This window comes from Pontibacillus salipaludis (assembly GCF_014642405.1).
GTDB lineage: Bacteria > Bacillota > Bacilli > Bacillales > BH030062 > Pontibacillus > Pontibacillus salipaludis.
This window is the reverse complement of sequence record NZ_BMIN01000009.1, coordinates 79928-97807: the sequence shown is the minus strand read 5'-3', so window position 1 is coordinate 97807 and position 17880 is coordinate 79928. Positions and strand designations below refer to the sequence as shown.

The window sequence follows — 17880 nt, the reverse complement described above, 5'->3', positions numbered from 1 at the left end:
CTACACCACATACTTTATTTACGTACATTTTCTTATCACTACAAAAATTCACTCAAAGATAGGCGGTTCATCTATAAATGGCGCTTCGCTTGTAATCGTTTCGCCTGTAAATGGATGAGGGAACGTAAGTGAAGCTGCATGCAATGCCTGGCGTGGTGCTGCATTCTTCTTCCCTCCATATAGGGAATCGCCTAGAAGCGGATGACCAATGTGACTCATATGAACACGTATTTGGTGGGTTCTTCCGGTTTTCAAGAAAAGCTTTACAAGTGTCGCATTCTTTTCTTTTAGATAGCCATGCACTTCGTAATCCGTAACTGCAGATTGCCCTTTAGGAGAAACGCGTTTTCTAGTTGCATGGTGACGGTCTTTTCCAATAGCTTGATCAATCGTCCCTTTTTTCTTAGAAACCAAGCCATGAACAAGAGCAAGATAAGCACGTTTAACTTTTCGTTCTTCTAGCAAACGGTCCATAATGGAACCTGCTATTCTGTGCTTCGCAAACAATACCGCACCCGTTGTGTCACGATCTAGACGGTGAATATGGCGAACATTGGTATGAGGACCACAGTGATGAGTAACCGCATTTAATAAGGTACCTGTCTGTCCCTTTTCATTAGGATGAGTATCCACCCCTGCTGGTTTGTTAGCTACTAAAATATGGTCGTCTTCAAACAAGATCTGTACATTCTTCTTGTCTGGGATTACATCAGATTCTTCATGGATGAAAACTTGAGCCTCTAAATAATCTCCTTCTGCAAGTGTCTCACTCCAACGTTTTTGCTCGTTGTTAACGAGGACCCCTTTGTTCATACGAATCTGATGAAGCTGCTTTTTGGGGATTTCCCATACGTCTCGTAACAAGGCTTCAATTGTGTAACCGTTCCATTTTGATGGAACTTCAAGTCCCATCCAATTCTCTCTTTTGTCTAGTTGCATTGTATATTCCTCGCAATGATTTATTTTAACGAATGAAAGGTTTGTATCAATTCGTCAGGTGCATGCTTCACGTTATAAGAGAAGACTCCTTTGTTCGTGTGTAAATATAAAAACCCGTACAACTCAGCCGTACTTCTGTAAGACATATCGAAAACATGTTGTAAGTCAAACACATTTTGATTAGTTGTTATCTTGTCTTCTGATAGTTCAAGATAACACTCTTCTTCCTGATAGAGCTGCTGTCCATTTTCGATAGACCGGGTCACGCAATAATAGGGATGACGATAGAGCATAATTCCTCCTCTTGAAACTGCACTTTGTCCCGATTGTACCACAATAAGAACGACCGCTCTAATTTCCTTACGTAATGAGAGTTTAGAATTGCGTATAGCCACCTATTGAATTACGATAAAGGTAATAAGCTTTAGGAGATGATGAAGATGAGACAAGAGCTTGAATATATTAGAGAGAAAATTTTAAACAATAAAACAGAGCTCGCTCACGCTATTGAAGCTTTAGAAGCAGATGACTTTGTAAATTCATTAAAATCAGTAGACTTACCATACGATGAATTCATGACAATGCGAGAAGAACTATTTGAAATAATAGCTGATTCCCTTATAGAAGATTCAGAGCATTCATTAAAGCGATCAAAAGAATGGGCAGAAAGAGTCGGACACCAATGTCTTGAAATTGGTGTGCCCCTAAATGAGTCAATACGTAGCATGGCCTTTTTCCGCACAGTCATTTGGAACGCATTTGAAAGTGATTTGGAAGAACAGAAATTCTCAGCTATTACGATACTTGATGTGAGCAAATACATTAACCCCTTATTAGACGAAGTAAGTTACACTTTTAGTAGATTGATCGTCCAAGATCACCAGAAAACAATGAATATAGCTCAACTTGCAATGGAAGAACTATCTGTACCAGTCGTGCCCATAACAAAAGGCGTAGCCATTCTCCCATTAATAGGCGAGATCGATACTCATCGTGCTAAGTTAATCATGGAATCCACACTGAAACATAGTACAGACGATCAGCTCGATTACTTAATTATTGATGTATCTGGCGTCCCAATGATTGATACTATGGTAGCCAATAACATTTTTAGTATCATTCAAGCGTTAACGATTATGGGAGTTGAAGCTAGTATAACGGGAATGAGACCAGAGATCGCTCAAACTGTTATTAGCCTCGGTATCAACTTTAAAGACATTAACAGCTATGCCAATATGCAACAAGCACTTGAGAAGATCGGATTCACCCACGAAAGCCAATTACAAACGAAAACATAATAGTTGTAGAAATAAAAACGGGTACCTGCCTTTCTTTCCTCAATGAACGAAAGAAGACAAGCACCCGTTTTATTTTTCTGTAACAAGAGTAGAGAGAATTTCTATTTAACATTCGCTTCCTTTGCTCGTTTAATCTCCGTTTCAATCATTGTTATAGACTCATTGTAGCTAGGATGCGGATAATGAGGGAAAAAAAGATCCTCATCACGAGCTGCCATCTCTAATGCCACAGTTCCCGTTGATATTAACTCAACTGCACCAGCACCAAAGGCATGAAAACCTAAAACAACATCGGTATCATCCTGTATAATGAGTTTAATAAAGCCTTCACGTTTTCCATGGATCGTTGCATATCCATTTCCTCCATAACCAAACTGACCAACGCGAACGTTTAAATCCTTTTCCAATGCTTCTTGTTCTGTCATCCCTACTGAAGCAATTGGCGGAAGAGTATGGGCTACTAAAGGAATGAAGGTAGGGTCAAACTCAGCAGGGATCCCTCCCATTGTCTTAGCTACCACCTCTGCTTGCTTAATGGCTTTGACAGCAAGAGACGGACCAGTTGTTACATCACCAATCGCATAGATGTTTTCTATGGATGTACGCATCCCGGCATCTGTAGAGAGAAACCCCTTTTCCATTTTCATTCTTAAACGATCTACACCTAGATCACTCAGGTTCGGCTCAATTCCAAAAGAAATGAACGCATGAGTCGCTTCGATGTGAACGTCTTCTCCTTTTTGTCGGAGCATCCCGACCACTTTCTCACCATCAACATCAATGCTTTTTAAAGAAGCTTCCGTGTAAACTTTGACCTTCTGTTTCTTAAGAACTCGTTTTAACTCTCGGTTAATAGAAGAATCATACACAAAGTCAGACTTCTCTTCTTCTAGAACAAGGGATACGCTGGCTCCAAACTGCCTAAATGTCATCGCAGCTTCAAGAGCAATATAGTCACTACCATATATGAGAAGGTGTTTAGGCACTTCTTCTAACCGATAGAGGGAGTGGCCTGTCAGGATACGCTTTCCGTCAGCTTTTATTTCATTAGGGATAAAGGGACGACCACCTGTGGCAATAACAGCGTGATTAAAATGATAGACATCGAATTGATGACCATGGTCAACCCCAATACGGTCCTCTGATAAGAAAGAAGCGTGCCCTTCTATAATCTCAACTTTGTTGGCTTTACATAAAGCTTCTACCCCTTTACGTAGATTGCCAACAACCTTCCCCCTGTAAGATTGAAGCCCGTTTAGATCGAAGGACGCCTCCCCCATTTGTATCCCGTAGTTACTCATAGTAGCAACTTCTGATAGCTTCGTTGCACTAGTTGAGAACAGCTTAGAAGGTATGCAACCTTCGTTCAGGCAGATACCTCCAAGATTTCCTTTTTCGATTAGGGTGACGTGGAAGCCTTGTTTAGCCGCATGAATAGCAGCATTATATCCTCCTGGGCCTCCCCCGATAATCACAACATCTCGTTGTTCTGCAATTTCCCCGACTACCATTTATACCAGCTCCAACATTAGTGTATTCGGATGTTCCATTAGCTGCACCAAACGGTTTGAGAATGCTACGGCTGTGCCTCCATCTGCCACACGATGGTCGAATGTGAACGATAGATTCATCATTGAACGAATGACGATCTCGTCGTTCACAACAGCTGGACGCTTCTTCGTTTTATGAAGGGCAAGAAGACCTGTTTCAGGGTGATTTATGATAGGTGTGGCACCTGTACTCCCTTTAAGAGGGCCTACATTACTAATCGTAAATGTACCACCAGAAATATCAGCCATCGTTAATTGATTAGAAAGAGCCTTTTCCGTTAGTACTTTCATTTCCCTATGAATCTCTGTAATCGATTTTGACTCAACGTTACGCAATACAGGTACAATTAACCCATCTTCTGTATCTACTGCAAGTCCAATATTGTGAGTATCTTTCAACTCAATTACTTCTTCTTGCTCGTTTAACGTCGCGTTAAAGATCGGGAAATCCTTTAGCGCTACAGACACAGCCTTAATATAAAACGCCGCTATTGAAAAGGACTCTCCTTGCTCTTTACACTCCGCCCTCCATTCCATTGCGTTTGTCACATCTACTTCTTCAAACTGTGTGCAATGAGCAATAGTATGCAAAGAGTGAGTCATCTTCTTGGCAATTTGTTTCCGGCGACCTTTAAATGGAATAGTTTGCTGTGAAGAAGGGGCTGTCACTTCTCCTGATTGCGCCTCTTCTACTTTTTTCTCCGGTGCAGCATCAGCTACTGCTAAGGCCTGTTTAGAAGTCTCTCCGTTCATATAACTCATCACATCTTCATCCAAAATACGGCCACCTGGTCCTGTACCTTCTACCTGATCAATATCCACCCCATTATCCCGAGCGATCTTTCTCGTATAAGGAGCAGCCAGGACACGATCACTGCGTTTTGGTATGTGGAATGTATGTGTTTCTTGCTTATTTGATTGCTCAGATTTCTCAGATTTCTCTATTTTATTTTCCTTTTTACCTTTCGATGGGGCTCCCGCTAACTCTATTTCCAAAACCGTTGTTCCAACTTTAATGGTTTCCCCTAACTCGACAAGAATTTTACCAACTGTTCCTGCACCAGGAGATGGTATCTCAGCCGTCATCTTATCGGTTTGCACTTCTACAAGCGGCTCATCCGAAGTGACTGTATCACCTGGCTTAACAAAGAAGTGAAGGACCTCTGCTTCTGTCATTCCTTCACCAATATCGTGTAACTTTACTTCGACCATGCATAGTCCCTCCTTTTAGAACGAAATAACTTTTTCGATAGATTTTATAACCCGTTCAGGGGTAGGTAAGTAATGATCTTCATAAGCAAAGAATGGTACAGGCGTGTCAAAACCTGTCACCCGTTCGATCGGTGCTTTCTGATAAAGGAAAGAGGTATCATTAATTACAGAGATGACATCGTTTGCTACACCACTAGTGGCGTGTGCTTCTTGAACAATCACAGTACGCCCTGTTTTTTGAACGGATTCTGCGATAAGGTCTTGATCAAGGGGATAAAGGGTCCTAAGATCGATTAAATCACAATATACACCCTTCCCTTCCATCTGCTTCACAGCTTTCTCAGCAACAGGAACCATGGCTCCCCAGGCAATGACAGTTACATCCTCACCTTCTGCTAGACGCTTTCCTTTCCCAATCTCCACGGTATATTTATCCTCAGGCACTTCTTCACGGGACGAACGATAATTTCGCATTGGTTCCATAAATAAAACCGGATCAGGATCTTCAATGCTCGCAATTAAGAGCCCTTTCGCATCATAAGGGGATGAAGGACAAACGACTTTAATACCTGGCATATGAGTAAATAATGCTTCTACTGAATCAGAGTGAATCTCAGGTGCTCTTACACCCGCCCCGTACGGAGCACGTATGACCATCGGCACAGAGTAATGGCCCATTGTACGCGCCCTTATCCTTGAAGCATGGGTCATAATTTGTTCATAAGCAGGGTAAACAAAGCCAAGGAATTGAATTTCTACTATTGGAAGGAAACCGTTAATGGCCATACCGATTGCTGCACCTGTAAAACCCGCTTCACTTAGAGGGGTATCTATGACACGGTCTTCACCAAATTCAGCTTGCAACCCATCTGTCGCTCGGAATACACCGCCATTCTTCCCTACGTCTTCTCCCATGACAAGTACTTCTTCTTTCTCACGAAGCATGGTACGCATGCCATCCGTAACCGCCTGGACAAGTGTCAACGTATTCGTTCCTACAGTTGTCTGCATTATTGATCCCCTCTTTCCATATGTGCAACATAGTCCTTCTTCTGCTTCTCGATTGTCCACGTCGGACTTTCAAATACATAATCAAAAATAACGTTCACATCAGCCGGAGGGAGGTTTTCCATATCCTCAATAGCTAGATCAATCTCCTGTGCCACCTCTTCTTTAATACCCGTCACCCATTCCTCATCCCAGAGGCCAGCTTGCTTCATATATAATTCAAGCCTTGCAACAGGGTCTTTAGAAGCCCTGCGATCTTCACTTTCCTGTTGTTCACGATATTTCGTCGGATCATCAGCTGTTGTATGAGCACCATATCGCCATGTCACCGCTTCGATTAACGTTGGACCTTCTCCATTTCTCGCTCGATCAATGGCACGATTCATTTCTGTATAGACGGCGATAATATCATTTCCATCTACACGAACTCCCGGTATATCATAGCTCACTGACTTTTGAGCAATGGTTTTTGAGTTCATTTGTTTATGAATCGGAACAGAAATGGCATAATTATTATTTTGATTAAAGAACACCACTGGCGACTTTAGGACACTCGCCACATTTAAGCCTTCATGAAAGTCACCTTCAGAGGTAGCCCCATCTCCGAAATAGGCAACGGCAATGTTGTCCGTTCCTTTTCGCTTCTCGGCATAAGCTGCTCCAGCTGCATGAGGTAAATGCGTGGCAATAGGGACACTTGGTGGAAAGATATGCAACCCTTCAGGTGGCACACATCCTTCATTTCGACCATTCCAATACGTTAGAATCGTCTTCAATGAATGACCGAACGTCATCGTAGCCCCGTGGTCACGGTAGGTCGGGAACAACCAATCCGTCTTTCGTAAAGACATGGCACTCCCTACTTGAGCAGCTTCCTGGCCTTCAAATGGAGCATAAGTACCGATTCGCCCCTGTCGCTGCAAACTAATAGCTTTTCGGTCAAAGGTTCTAATCCTCACCATATTTCTGTACATGTTACGTATGACATCTTCCGTTATGAGTTCTTGGTCAATTTCCTTCACAAGATTTCCTTTCTCATCAATCCATTGAATCATTGGAAATTGTTCTTCCATGTCTCTCTCCTCCTTATGTACGTACATTCCATTTTGGACGCTTACCATGTGAGAAAAAGCTGTTTCTTCTAGTCCTTGCTTCCATTCGTTCTCTGCAGAACAAGTCGGCTGCTTCTGAGGTTGGAATATGATGAAGTTCAGCGTTCTGGTAGATTGATAGCAATGAATTATAGATACTCTTCGTCTTCTGTAAGACTCGCTCTTTATTTGGTTCATACAACTCATCGGCTACTTGTATTAAACCACCACTGTTCACAATGTAATCCGGTGCATAGAGAATCCCTTTTTGATGTAACACTTGGCCATGCCGTTCTTCTAAAAGCTGATTGTTAGCAGAACCCACAATTCCTTTAAATTTAAAGCTTTCAATCGTTGAGTCATTAATAATTCCACCAAACGCGCAAGGTACGAAGAGGTCAGCATCAACACGGTAGATGTCTTCTCCCCTGACAACTTGAACAGTAGCATTATGTTTGTTTGCTTTCTCAACCAAATCAGCAATGGCTTGTTGATTAATATCAGATACGTATAAATGAGCACCTTCTTCAATCAGGCGAGCAGCTACTTTACTACCTACTTTACCAAGGCCTTGAATGGCGTATGTTTTACCTGTTAAATCCTCTGTACCAAAGAGCGCTCGATTCGTAGCCTGAAGTCCGTATATAACTCCAAGAGCTGTTGGAACAGAAGAGTCACCGCTCCCACCATACTCTTCTGGCACACCTACAATGCAGTTCGTTTCTTTTAAGGAATGAATAAAATCTTCCGGCAATGTCCCCATATCGGTTCCAGTGTAAAACCTACCATTCAAGGACTCTACAAACTGGCCAAATGCTCGGAACAGTTCAGGTGATTTATCTTTCTCGGGATCACCTATTATGACGGACTTTCCTCCACCAAAATCTACGTCTGAAGCTGCACATTTATAGGTCATGCCTTTCGATAAACGGAGGACATCTTGAAGGGCATCATCGACACTTTCGTATGGTTGCATGCGGCATCCTCCAAGCGCTGGACCAAGCGTTGTGTCGTGAATGGCGATAATGGCTTTTAAGCCAGTTGCGGGATCATTACAAAAGACGACTTGTTCGTGCTCAGTGAACTTCTCAAACAAATCCATCTCTCCCACCCCTTTTTCTCTCTTATCTAATTCAGAAAACGTTTTCATTTTTATGCGTTCGACACTAGGCTTGCTTCTATTCGCTCCTTTATTTGTTCTTTAGGTAGAATCGCCTGTGTCACTTCCCCCTTTCCGATCAATCCTTTTTCATTACGAGCTTCAACCTCCGTGATTACTAAATGATTCTTTAACGCCGTAACGGTTGCTTTCACAGTTATTGTTGTATCTACTGCGGTAGGCGCAACGTGCTTCACGGTTACAGAGGCCCCAATCCCTTCTTCATGATCTTCTAAGTATGGTAGAATAATCTGCCTTGCAGCCCACTCCATGTGATAAACCATAGAGACGGTGGAATAGGCAGGGTGCACAACACGCCCTTCAAATTGAGCAACCATGTCTGATGTAACAGTGTCTGTTATTTCAGCCGTTTGCCCAATGGATAAACCTTCCTTCATGGTTCCTCCCCCCTTTCTTAAGATAATAGAGCGCGGTCATTCACCATTTGTTCTCCGCGAATCTTCTGGAATTCTTCAAGGAGCGTCTCAATGGTTAACTCTTTCTTCTCTTCCTCTGAAACTTCTAAAATGATTTGCCCCTTATCCATCATGATAAGACGATTGCCAAGATCAAGAGCCTGCTGCATGTTATGGGTTACCATTAATGTAGTTAGATGATATTTTTCAACAATTTCGCTGGTTAGATTGGTAATGAGTTCAGCTCTTGATGGGTCTAAGGCTGCTGTATGCTCATCCAGGAGAAGAATAGATGGTTCTGTAAACGTAGCCATAAGTAAAGACAACGCCTGACGTTCCCCACCTGATAGAAGGCCTACCTTTGCATTCAAACGATCTTCCAGACCTAGATGAAGACTTTCGAGAGATTCTTTAAAAAACGCCTTCCGCTTCTTCGTCACACCCCTCTTTAAGGTTCGCTTCTTATTCCTGGCATAGGCAATAGCAAGATTCTCTTCAATCGTCATTTCAGGCGCTGTACCAGCCATTGGATCCTGAAAAACTCGGCCGATCAGTTTTGATCGTTTGTATTCTGGAAAAGGAGTCACGTTTGTATCTTGGATCGTTACTGTTCCGATATCAGGTGAAAGAGCGCCAGAAATTACATTCATCAATGTCGATTTTCCAGCACCGTTACTTCCAATTACAGTGACAAAATCTCCAGGTTTTAAGGACAGATCAATATGTTCTAGAGCTATTTTCTCGTCAAGTGTGCCTTCATTAAAAACTTTATGGACATGATTTAATTCAAGCAACGTTACTCATCCTTTCCGGCTGATGCCATTTGGACTGTGGCCATACGTTCGGCATTTTTCTTTTTCTTAAGCTGGCGCGCTTTCTGGTTATCTATGATCTTAGGTAATACAAGCGCAATAATGACAATACTTGCTGTAATAAGCTTCATATCACTTGTTTTTAAGAAATCAGCACGTAGAGCAAGGGTAACGACAATACGATACACAATCGCTCCACCAATAACAGCTAAAGTCGTTCTAGCAATCGACTTTGTACCAAATAACGCTTCTCCGATAATAACGGATGCAAGTCCGATAATAATCATCCCAATCCCCATGCCGACATCAGCAAAAGAAGTCAATTGAGCGATTAATGCTCCTGAAAAAGCAACTAGAGCGTTTGATAGACCAAGTCCTAAAATGATGAACAAATCCGTATTTGCTGAGAAGCTTCGAATCATTTTCTTGTTGTTACCGGTAGCACGAATGGCAAGACCTACTTCTGTTTTTAAGAAGCGATCGGTTAACCATTTAATAAAGAACGTAACCACAATCATAAAGAAGAAAATGCCCCACGTTTTTGGTAAGAACTCTCCCCAACCAACCATATTAAATAAAGCATTAAACGGAGCATTTAAACCAAGGCTATCCCACCATCCTGAAACAATGTCTAGCCCAGATTCTTGATTCAACAAAGCTACGTTTGATTTACCCATGATTCGAATATTGATTGAATAAAGCGCAATCATCATTAAGATTCCTGATAATAAGGGATTAATTTTTCCTTTTGTATGTAACAATCCTGTTACACAACCAGCAATGAACCCAGCTATAAACGCTATAATCGTTGCTAAGAATGGATTGTATCCATTAAAGATTAGAATGGCGGCTACTGCAGCCCCCGTTACAAAGCTTCCATCAACAGTCAGATCAGGAAAGTCTAACACGCGGAAGGATAAGTACACTCCAAGCGCCATAATCGCATAAATAATTCCAGATTCAAAAGCACCAAATATCGCAAATGGCACGACCTTCACCCTCTCTCCATTTTCATAAAAGGGCCCAGTGCGCTAGTTTAAGTTAGTTCACTGGGCCCATCCCAAATCAAATGTTACTCTACAAATTCAGCCTTCTCTTCCCATTCAGGTTTAATCTCAACACCTTGCTCCTCTGCTGCTGTTTTGTTCATAACAAGCTTTAAGTTCCCAGGCACTTCAGGTGCAATGGAAGAAATCTCAGCTTCACCTTTGAGCACTTTAGCAGCCATTTCGCCTGATTGGTAGCCAATGTCATAATAATCAAACCCATATGCTGCAAGAGCTCCACGCTCAACAGAGTCAAACTCTCCAGCCACAACAGGAATATCTTGATCATTCGCGACAGAAATAACTGACTCAAGGGCAGATACAACCGTGTTATCCGTAATTATATAGAAGACGTCTGCTTTTCCTACAAGCGCTTCAGCTGCTTGCTGTACTTCAGCTGATGTAGAAACAGAACGCTCTACAATTTCAAGGTCTGTACCTTCCATTGCTTTCTTAACAAGGTCAATCTGGGCAATAGAGTTTTGCTCTCCAGAGTTATAAATCATTCCTACTTTCTTAGCACCAAGCTCGTTACTAATAAAGTCCACTGTGCTCGGAATGGCTTCAGGATGGTTATCAGTTGTACCTGTAATATTCCCTCCTGCTTCATCCATAGATGGGACGAGTTCAGCTCCAACCGGATCAGAAACAGATGTAAAGATGATCGGAATATCAGGCGTCGCATTTAGCGCTCCTTGCGCACTCGGAGTAGAGTTTGCAAAGATCAGATCCATTTGATCCCCGACAAAATTTGTCGCGATTGTTTGGTTATTGGACTGATCCCCTTGAGCTATTTGAACATCATATTCTGCATTAACACCAGCGTCATCCATTGCTGTCTTAAACCCTTCAAAAGCTGCATCAAGAGATGGGTGTTCTACAATTTGTGTAACACCAATCTGATACGTCTCTCCATCAGAAGTCGCATCACCGGAAGTTTCTTCTGTATCTGTTGTGTCTTCCGTTTCCCCAGAGTCACTTTCTGTCTCTTCATCTGACCCGCAAGCGGCTAAAACGAGTAAACTCCCTAACATCATGAGCATCAACAACCAACTTATCTTTTTCATTGAACTCCCCTTCCCATTAGTCCCTTAATATTTATGTAAGACTTAGATGTTTTGAAACCGTTTACATTTTAATCGAGAAAAAAAGTTGTCTTGAAATCATATGATAAACAACACAGACAACGTATTTATAACGTAATAGTATCGGACCCCCGTTAATTTGTCAATAAATTTTCAAAAAATTAAAATTACTCTTATAATTCAACGTAATAAAGGATTTTTCTTCTACCTCAAAGATTTTAGAGTCTAATTTTATAACCACCAACAAACGCTAAAACTATCATTTGTAATACCATTTCAATCTGTAGCAGTATGAAGTTGAGAGCATGATGTTTCCGTTTGCTCATATTGAGAATAAGGTGGTTGGAGTCTCCCAGTTTCCGGGCCCACCTTTTCCCTTATTAGGGTGAGCGGAAACAAGCCATGTATGAAGAAACAAGATTACTTAGCGGGCCCTCGACCATTAACCTAATTAACAAAAGGACTTGCTCGGGGAGTGCGTGACTCCCGCGGGAAAAGGAGCCTAAGGGAGACCCCACAGAGAGCGTCACGAGCGAGGAGACTTCCCAGCTCCCCTCAGGAAAGCAAGTTGTCCCCGAGCAAGGCCAACCACTCATCAAACATAACGGTCCATTCCGGTTAAAGCAACGCAACTTCTAATCTCTCCCTATTCTTGAAGATTACTAAAAACAAAAAAAAACAGATAAGCTAATGGCTCATCTGTTTTACGTCGTTTCTCGTTTAGTTAGGGGATAAGCGGCAGAAAGATTGTGAAAGCGAGCGGTTGCTTCTTCCATCATAGTTACAAAGAGATCCTCTACGGTTGGAAGGTGGTGAATCATCCCTGATACTTGCCCTCCGTTAATGAACCCTTGATCAAGCTTCCCTTCTAAGGCGCCTATTTTATGATAATGCTCGGAGGTGAGACGTTTAAAGTCTTCCTCTTCAATACCTTTCTCCTCAAGAGAAAGTAATTGACCTGCGTACGGCGTTTTCATTACACGTCGAACCTTTCCAATACTCCGTCCTACAATTACTGTCTGTAGATCATCGGCACCTAAAAGTGTCTCTTTATAGGCTTTATGCATAGGAGAGTCAGCAGTGGCAATGAGTCTTGTCCCCATTTGCACACCACTAGCCCCAAGAGTAAGCATAGCTGCTAACCCACGCCCATCCCCTATGCCTCCTGCTGCAACCACAGGTACAGAAACCGCGTCAACGATTTGAGGAATTAAGGTAAGTGTAGTCGTTTCAAAATTTGAGTTAATGCCCGCAGCTTCGTAACCTTCTGCCACGATGACATCTGCTCCTGCTGCTTCTGCTTTAAGAGCTTGCCGCACAGACGCAACAACTGCGATCACCTTCACACCATGTTCATGAAAGTAAGGGATAAAAGGAGCAGGGTTTCCAGCTGAGAGTGATACTATAGAGAGCTTCTCTTTAACGACTAATTCAATCATTTCATCTCTATAAGGGGTTACATTTAATGGGATGTTTAAAGCAATAGGTCGTTTTGTGATCGCTTTCAAATCTTGCAAGATCTTCTTAACTTCTGACAGCTCCATCGTACCAACTCCAACAGTACCTAACCCACCAGCTTCACTTACTGCAGCAGATAGCGGAGCATTACTTACATTGCCCATCCCTCCTTGAAGAATAGGATATTGGATATTTAATAAACGACAAAGATCATTCATCTCATTTTCACCTCGTTACAAAAATGTTATACTTTTCATAAAGTTAACACAATTTGAGGAGGAATGGAATGCTTTATAAATACCTAAACGATTTCCCTAAAGTTGATCGTAGTGTATTTGTAGCCCCTGGTGCTCACATTATAGGAGATGTAGAAATCGAAGAAGAATCAAGCATTTGGTTTAATGCAGTCTTAAGAGGAGATGAAGCTCCTATTCGCATTGGGAAGCGAACGAGTATACAAGACAATTCTACATGTCACCTATATGAAGGTTCCCCCTTAACGGTTGGTGATGAAGTTACTGTTGGTCACAATGTCGTCCTCCACGGTTGTACCATCGGCAATCGATCAATTGTTGGTATGGGCTCTACCATTTTAGATGGTGCAGAGATTGGAGAAGAATGTATCATTGGTGCGAATTCCTTAGTACCTCCCGGAAAAACCTACCCTCCCCGTTCGCTAATTATAGGCTCACCCGCTAAAGTCATTCGCGAGCTAAACGAAGAAGACCTTAAACTCATACAGCTCTCAATTGATTCGTATGTTGAAAAAGGGAAGCAATATAAGTACCAAATGTAACCTTTAAATAGAACTCCCCTACATTCTGAAGGCTTTCTACTTTAAATAGTTTACCTCCAGGGGAGTTGAACCTACTTTAGGTGTGTTTATTTTCTTTATTGCGCCTCTCCTCATAAACAGTCAGTAAGTCATCTACTCTTATCCCGTTTATAGTCATACCATCTAACTGGCTATCGACAATTTTCAAATCTCTTAAATCAGATTGTTCAATCGTACCTTCTCTTAAATCACATTTCTTGAAGGAAATGGACATACCTCCCTCGCCTAAATCTGTACTATTAAAATGAACACCGCCTAATGAAACAAATTCAAACTTACTACGAGCTAAATTCAAATCAGCAAACGATGCTTGTGTGAAGTTGATATTTTGAAATTCAGCTTGTCCCATGTTGCAGTTTGTGTAATGGATCTGTTCTAGATTACTATTACTAATAGAAGCCTTCGCAAGGTTAGCTCCATAGACTACTGCGCCTTGCAATTCAAGGTGTTCATATAGTTTGTTAAGATTAGAGGTTTCTTCAGCAGCTACTCGTTTCTCATAACAACATTCATTGTCTGCTTCAAATACTCGCTTATAACCATGACTCTCATAAAATTGCAAATTACCCTTTTGCCTGCTGGAAGTTTCTAACTCCCATATACGTATTCCTTTGTACTCCTCTTCTATAAATCTCATAACCTTGGAACCGATGCCTTGTCCTTGTAGAAGTGGTGTAATAAATATACGGTCTACTCTTCCAAACGTTTGTCTTGTTATAGTCAGGATCACTCCACCTTGTATCGAGCCATCTACTATTACTTTATAAGTCTGTAACTTTTCTATTGAGTAGCGCATTCTTTCTACTGATGTATAGCCCGGTGGTTGGATATTGAAGTCAATTGTTTCCTTTTCCTTTGATAGCCATCTCCTTGCCTCTTCATCAAAAGTTCGCTTCATAACTTCTGTTAAACAACTCGCGTCTTCCAATGTCGCCTTTACTACTTTAACCTCTTTCATTTCATATCTCCCCACATAACTAAAATAATTACTTCCTATTATTTCAAAGTAAAACTAAAAAGCAATAGGATTAGTTGAAAACTAGCGTACTGTACCCCTATACGTTCCTTCTTTCCTATATTTTATAAAAATAGCAATTAAATGTGTTTTTCTTGTTTATAGTTGGATGATTCTGGCTATATACTAGTGTAACCATAATTACCAATAAAAAGGAGATGAGAAATGAATGGCTGATCGTTACAAGACAGGAGAAAAGGTACCAGAGAACGGTACTTACGAATTTGATGGACTTGCTGACACGAACGGAAACGGCGCTCCTACTGAAGAAGAAAAGCACGTTAGTCTAGAAAGTGGAGAAACATTCCCTCCATTACGTTCTAGTAAAGAAGCTGCTTACTGGAAGAAGTCTAACTAAGAAATAGTTGCTCGTTTGCTAATTTGAAAAGACTTGCCTATTTTGTTTGAAGTACATGAATATTATTCCGGAATATTAAACCACACCTTCAACTGTAAGGCGTGTTCAGAAGAGGATCGAGCACCCTATGGTTGCAATAAATATTCTTAAAGGAGAGATTCAAATGGCTAACCGTTACAAGACAGGAGAAAAAGTACCTGAGAATGGAACTTACAAATTCGATGGACTGACAGATGGTCGTAAGAACGCAAACCCAACTGAGGATGAGAAACATATTAGTTTAGAAAGCGGACAAACGTTCCCTCCACTAAGCTCAAGCAACGCTGCAGCTTACTGGACAAAATCTAATTAAGAATACACAACAAACCCTGCCTAAAATTAGGCAGGGTTTTCTTTTTTATCCTTAGTTTTTGACTATCTTCGATTTTTGGTATATAAATAGTCAGTGTTTTTATGTGTGAAGAACTCCGAAACGTTGTAGAAGATAAATAGAAAAACGACTCCCAATACTCCAGCTACTTTATAATACCCTGTATATAAAAGGACTAAAGTCGTTAGTAAAAGTCCTAACCATAAGCCCCAAAATACGACCCTTACGGCTTTATGCATGTATATCTCCCCTTTTTACTTCTTCAAGTAAAAGGCCATACATATAAGTATCATGAGCAACGCCATTCTGAACCATATATTTTCTTAACACGCCTTCTTTTTGGAAACCTAGTTTCTCTAGCAATTGATTAGAAGGTTCATTTTCCAAGAAAACTACTGCTCCAATTCGGTTTAGATTCATCTTCTCAAACCCGTATGTGATTATACTATTTATAGCCTCTGTCATGTAGCCCTGGTGCCAGAAATCCGGATGGAGCTCATAGCCAATTTCAGCTCGCTGATATTGAGGTAACCACGCATTATATCCAATTGTGCCGATTAGCCCAGGAGAATCCTTACGTTCAATCCCCCACCTTATTCCACGCTTGGACTTAAAATTTGTAGCAAATAGCTCTACTAATCGCTGTGCCTGCTCAATACTCGCCATGTTATCCTGACCATAGAACTGAGTAACTTTATCTTTAGAGAAGCAGTCGAACAACGCTTGGCTATCCTTGTCTTCAATCTCTCTTAACCGAAGTCGGTCTGTTTCAATTGCAGGGAACATCCCTTCACCTCATATTAGATTATTCTATTCTGGAGCAACTAGCTCTACTTTTATCCGATCTGGGTCTTCAAAGTAAACCGCATAATAATCTTCTCCCCCAGCATAGGGATGTTTATCTTCATAGAGAATCGAAATACCCTTTTCACGCAAATTTATTGTCATACGATCTACTTGTTCTTTAGAAGTAGCATGAAAAGCAAGGTGGTTTAGTCCTACTCGACACCTGTGGTAAGGAATATCCTTGTAACGCTCTTCCGCCTGCACAAACACAAGGTATGTATCACCGAGTTTATAACTCTGGCCGCTATCCCAATTTTGATAAATTTCATACCCTAACTCCCCAAGGAACCATCCCCAGAACTTTTTAGAATCTTCGAGGTTAGATACATAGAGTTCAATATGATGGAGCAATCCCTTTTTCAAATTACATCACCTCCCGATCTCGTTTCGCATGCCAAAATGTATCAACAAGTGAGATTACAACCACAACCCACAAAAAGGGATCATAGAATGATAGGCCACTTGCTGATTGTCCACCTATACTAGTGAAAAATGCTAGAAGAGCAACAATGTATACCGTAAACCCAACTTCCCACACATTATTGCTCCTTTTATTCCGTTCCCCTTTCCTCATGAAGAGGCTAATCACAATTAACATGCTATAACTAACAAGTAGCAACCACTTAACCCATAAGAATCCAACCTCATTTGACAGGAAGAAATCATAGGTAAGTAATCCGGTCAGAATGAAAATAAACGTCAACTCGATTACTCGATTCACTTTCCACTCCCCTTTACACTAAATTAGCTACTATACTAATTTCTACTGATCTCACTAAACACCTTCCAAACTATGACAAATTTAGATAAAAATGAAGTCACCCTATGTATAGAGTGACTTCGTTCTTATTTCAATTAGGCAACATGTAGAATATGGTGCTCTCCTGTTGTCAGATTTACGTATTCCACACTTGTGGGTTTGGCCTGAAACATATGCTCACTGCACAAAATGGCTTTCTGAGCATAGTCTTCGAGAGCATGAGAACTACATTCTACGAAGAATTTCCTAAACCTTACCTGTTTATTCTCATGGCTAATGACGGTATGATCCAATCGAAACGTCTTTCTATTGCTTGGATTTACCCCTTTCCATAAAGGACAATACCACGCATGTTTATCCTGATAAAAATCGGTTTGCTGCAATAAATGATCAATAATTTGAGCAAAAGCAATATAATCACAGCCAGACTTAAAGAAGGTATTCTTTCCTATTTCTTGCTGCTTTTCGTGCACTATATGTAATATCGAAGAAGTCGTTCTTTGATTAACAGGAAGCAGGTATATTTCATAGATGATGTGGTTAACAAATTTCTGGTACTCCAGTGTCATTCGTCCCACTCCTCTCATTTTTAGCTTTATTATGTCATAATTGAAAATAATTA

General features: G+C 41.1%; 21 protein-coding genes. 4 read left to right on the top strand and 17 right to left on the bottom strand.

What is annotated here, in order from left to right; translation table 11 throughout:
• Window positions 1-48: 48 nt before the first annotated feature.
• Complete coding sequence (locus IEW76_RS11430; protein WP_188653938.1) at window positions 49-939, bottom strand: RluA family pseudouridine synthase; 891 nt, start codon at window positions 937-939, stop codon at window positions 49-51.
• 20 nt (window positions 940-959) lie between these two features.
• Entirely contained in the window at window positions 960-1232 is a 273-nt protein-coding gene (locus IEW76_RS11425) for a hypothetical protein (RefSeq protein ID WP_188653936.1), read from the bottom strand.
• A 147-nt stretch (window positions 1233-1379) separates the two neighbouring features.
• Here IEW76_RS11425 and IEW76_RS11420 point away from each other — a divergent pair, with 147 nt between their 5' ends.
• Complete coding sequence (locus tag IEW76_RS11420) at window positions 1380-2237, top strand: STAS domain-containing protein (RefSeq protein ID WP_188653934.1); 858 nt, start codon at window positions 1380-1382, stop codon at window positions 2235-2237.
• Window positions 2238-2338: 101 nt separating this feature from the next.
• On the opposite strand, the gene IEW76_RS11415 is transcribed toward IEW76_RS11420, so the two are convergent.
• The 10 genes from IEW76_RS11415 to IEW76_RS11370 form a co-directional block, all read right to left on the bottom strand.
• The gene (locus tag IEW76_RS11415) at window positions 2339-3748 is read right to left on the bottom strand and encodes a dihydrolipoyl dehydrogenase family protein (protein WP_188653932.1); all 1410 of its coding nucleotides are present in this window, start codon (window positions 3746-3748) and stop codon (window positions 2339-2341) included.
• Window positions 3749-4999, bottom strand: a complete 1251-nt coding sequence (locus IEW76_RS11410) for a dihydrolipoamide acetyltransferase family protein (protein ID WP_188653930.1) — start codon at window positions 4997-4999, stop codon at window positions 3749-3751.
• 15 nt (window positions 5000-5014) lie between these two features.
• Window positions 5015-6010, bottom strand: coding sequence for an alpha-ketoacid dehydrogenase subunit beta (locus IEW76_RS11405; RefSeq protein WP_188653928.1), 996 nt, complete (start codon window positions 6008-6010; stop codon window positions 5015-5017).
• Window positions 6010-7080 (bottom strand): pyruvate dehydrogenase (acetyl-transferring) E1 component subunit alpha, encoded by a 1071-nt coding sequence (gene pdhA / locus IEW76_RS11400; protein ID WP_188653926.1) that lies wholly within the window; start codon window positions 7078-7080, stop codon window positions 6010-6012. The genes IEW76_RS11405 and pdhA overlap by 1 nt, the downstream gene beginning before the upstream one ends.
• Before the next feature lie 13 nt (window positions 7081-7093).
• Window positions 7094-8200 (bottom strand): Leu/Phe/Val dehydrogenase, encoded by a 1107-nt coding sequence (locus IEW76_RS11395; RefSeq protein ID WP_188653924.1) that lies wholly within the window; start codon window positions 8198-8200, stop codon window positions 7094-7096.
• Window positions 8201-8250: 50 nt separating this feature from the next.
• Window positions 8251-8655, bottom strand: a complete 405-nt coding sequence (locus IEW76_RS11390) for a thioesterase family protein (RefSeq protein WP_188653922.1) — start codon at window positions 8653-8655, stop codon at window positions 8251-8253.
• A 17-nt stretch (window positions 8656-8672) separates the two neighbouring features.
• The gene (locus tag IEW76_RS11385; RefSeq protein WP_188653920.1) at window positions 8673-9467 is read right to left on the bottom strand and encodes an ABC transporter ATP-binding protein; all 795 of its coding nucleotides are present in this window, start codon (window positions 9465-9467) and stop codon (window positions 8673-8675) included.
• 2 nt (window positions 9468-9469) lie between these two features.
• Complete coding sequence (locus IEW76_RS11380) at window positions 9470-10423, bottom strand: ABC transporter permease (protein WP_373285980.1); 954 nt, start codon at window positions 10421-10423, stop codon at window positions 9470-9472.
• Between the two features lie 134 nt (window positions 10424-10557).
• A complete protein-coding gene (locus tag IEW76_RS11375; protein WP_188653916.1) occupies window positions 10558-11598 on the bottom strand; it encodes an ABC transporter substrate-binding protein in 1041 nt (346 codons plus the stop codon).
• A gap of 722 nt (window positions 11599-12320) precedes the next feature.
• On the bottom strand, window positions 12321-13292 hold the full coding sequence (locus IEW76_RS11370) for an NAD(P)H-dependent flavin oxidoreductase (protein WP_188653914.1): 972 nt from the start codon (window positions 13290-13292) through the stop codon (window positions 12321-12323).
• 68 nt (window positions 13293-13360) lie between these two features.
• Here IEW76_RS11370 and IEW76_RS11365 point away from each other — a divergent pair, with 68 nt between their 5' ends.
• Window positions 13361-13870 (top strand): gamma carbonic anhydrase family protein, encoded by a 510-nt coding sequence (locus IEW76_RS11365; RefSeq protein ID WP_188653913.1) that lies wholly within the window; start codon window positions 13361-13363, stop codon window positions 13868-13870.
• A 76-nt stretch (window positions 13871-13946) separates the two neighbouring features.
• Here IEW76_RS11365 and IEW76_RS11360 read toward each other — a convergent pair whose 3' ends face one another.
• Window positions 13947-14867 carry a GNAT family N-acetyltransferase gene (locus tag IEW76_RS11360; RefSeq protein WP_188653911.1) on the bottom strand — a complete coding sequence of 307 codons (921 nt, stop codon included), beginning with the start codon at window positions 14865-14867 and terminating at the stop codon, window positions 13947-13949.
• A gap of 226 nt (window positions 14868-15093) precedes the next feature.
• On the opposite strand from IEW76_RS11360, the gene IEW76_RS11355 reads away from it, so the two are divergent.
• A complete protein-coding gene (locus IEW76_RS11355) occupies window positions 15094-15282 on the top strand; it encodes a YjzC family protein (protein WP_188653909.1) in 189 nt (62 codons plus the stop codon).
• A gap of 163 nt (window positions 15283-15445) precedes the next feature.
• The gene (locus IEW76_RS11350; protein ID WP_188653908.1) at window positions 15446-15634 is read left to right on the top strand and encodes a YjzC family protein; all 189 of its coding nucleotides are present in this window, start codon (window positions 15446-15448) and stop codon (window positions 15632-15634) included.
• Window positions 15635-15883: 249 nt separating this feature from the next.
• On the opposite strand, the gene IEW76_RS11345 is transcribed toward IEW76_RS11350, so the two are convergent.
• The 4 genes from IEW76_RS11345 to IEW76_RS11330 all read right to left on the bottom strand — a co-directional run bounded on the left by IEW76_RS11345 (window position 15884) and on the right by IEW76_RS11330 (window position 17827).
• The gene (locus IEW76_RS11345) at window positions 15884-16438 is read right to left on the bottom strand and encodes a GNAT family N-acetyltransferase (RefSeq protein WP_188653907.1); all 555 of its coding nucleotides are present in this window, start codon (window positions 16436-16438) and stop codon (window positions 15884-15886) included.
• 24 nt (window positions 16439-16462) lie between these two features.
• Window positions 16463-16861, bottom strand: coding sequence for a VOC family protein (locus tag IEW76_RS11340; protein WP_188653906.1), 399 nt, complete (start codon window positions 16859-16861; stop codon window positions 16463-16465).
• 1 nt (window position 16862) lies between these two features.
• A complete protein-coding gene (locus IEW76_RS11335; protein ID WP_188653905.1) occupies window positions 16863-17219 on the bottom strand; it encodes a hypothetical protein in 357 nt (118 codons plus the stop codon).
• A 134-nt stretch (window positions 17220-17353) separates the two neighbouring features.
• Window positions 17354-17827, bottom strand: a complete 474-nt coding sequence (locus IEW76_RS11330) for a hypothetical protein (protein WP_188653904.1) — start codon at window positions 17825-17827, stop codon at window positions 17354-17356.
• Between the last annotated feature and the right edge of the window lie 53 nt (window positions 17828-17880).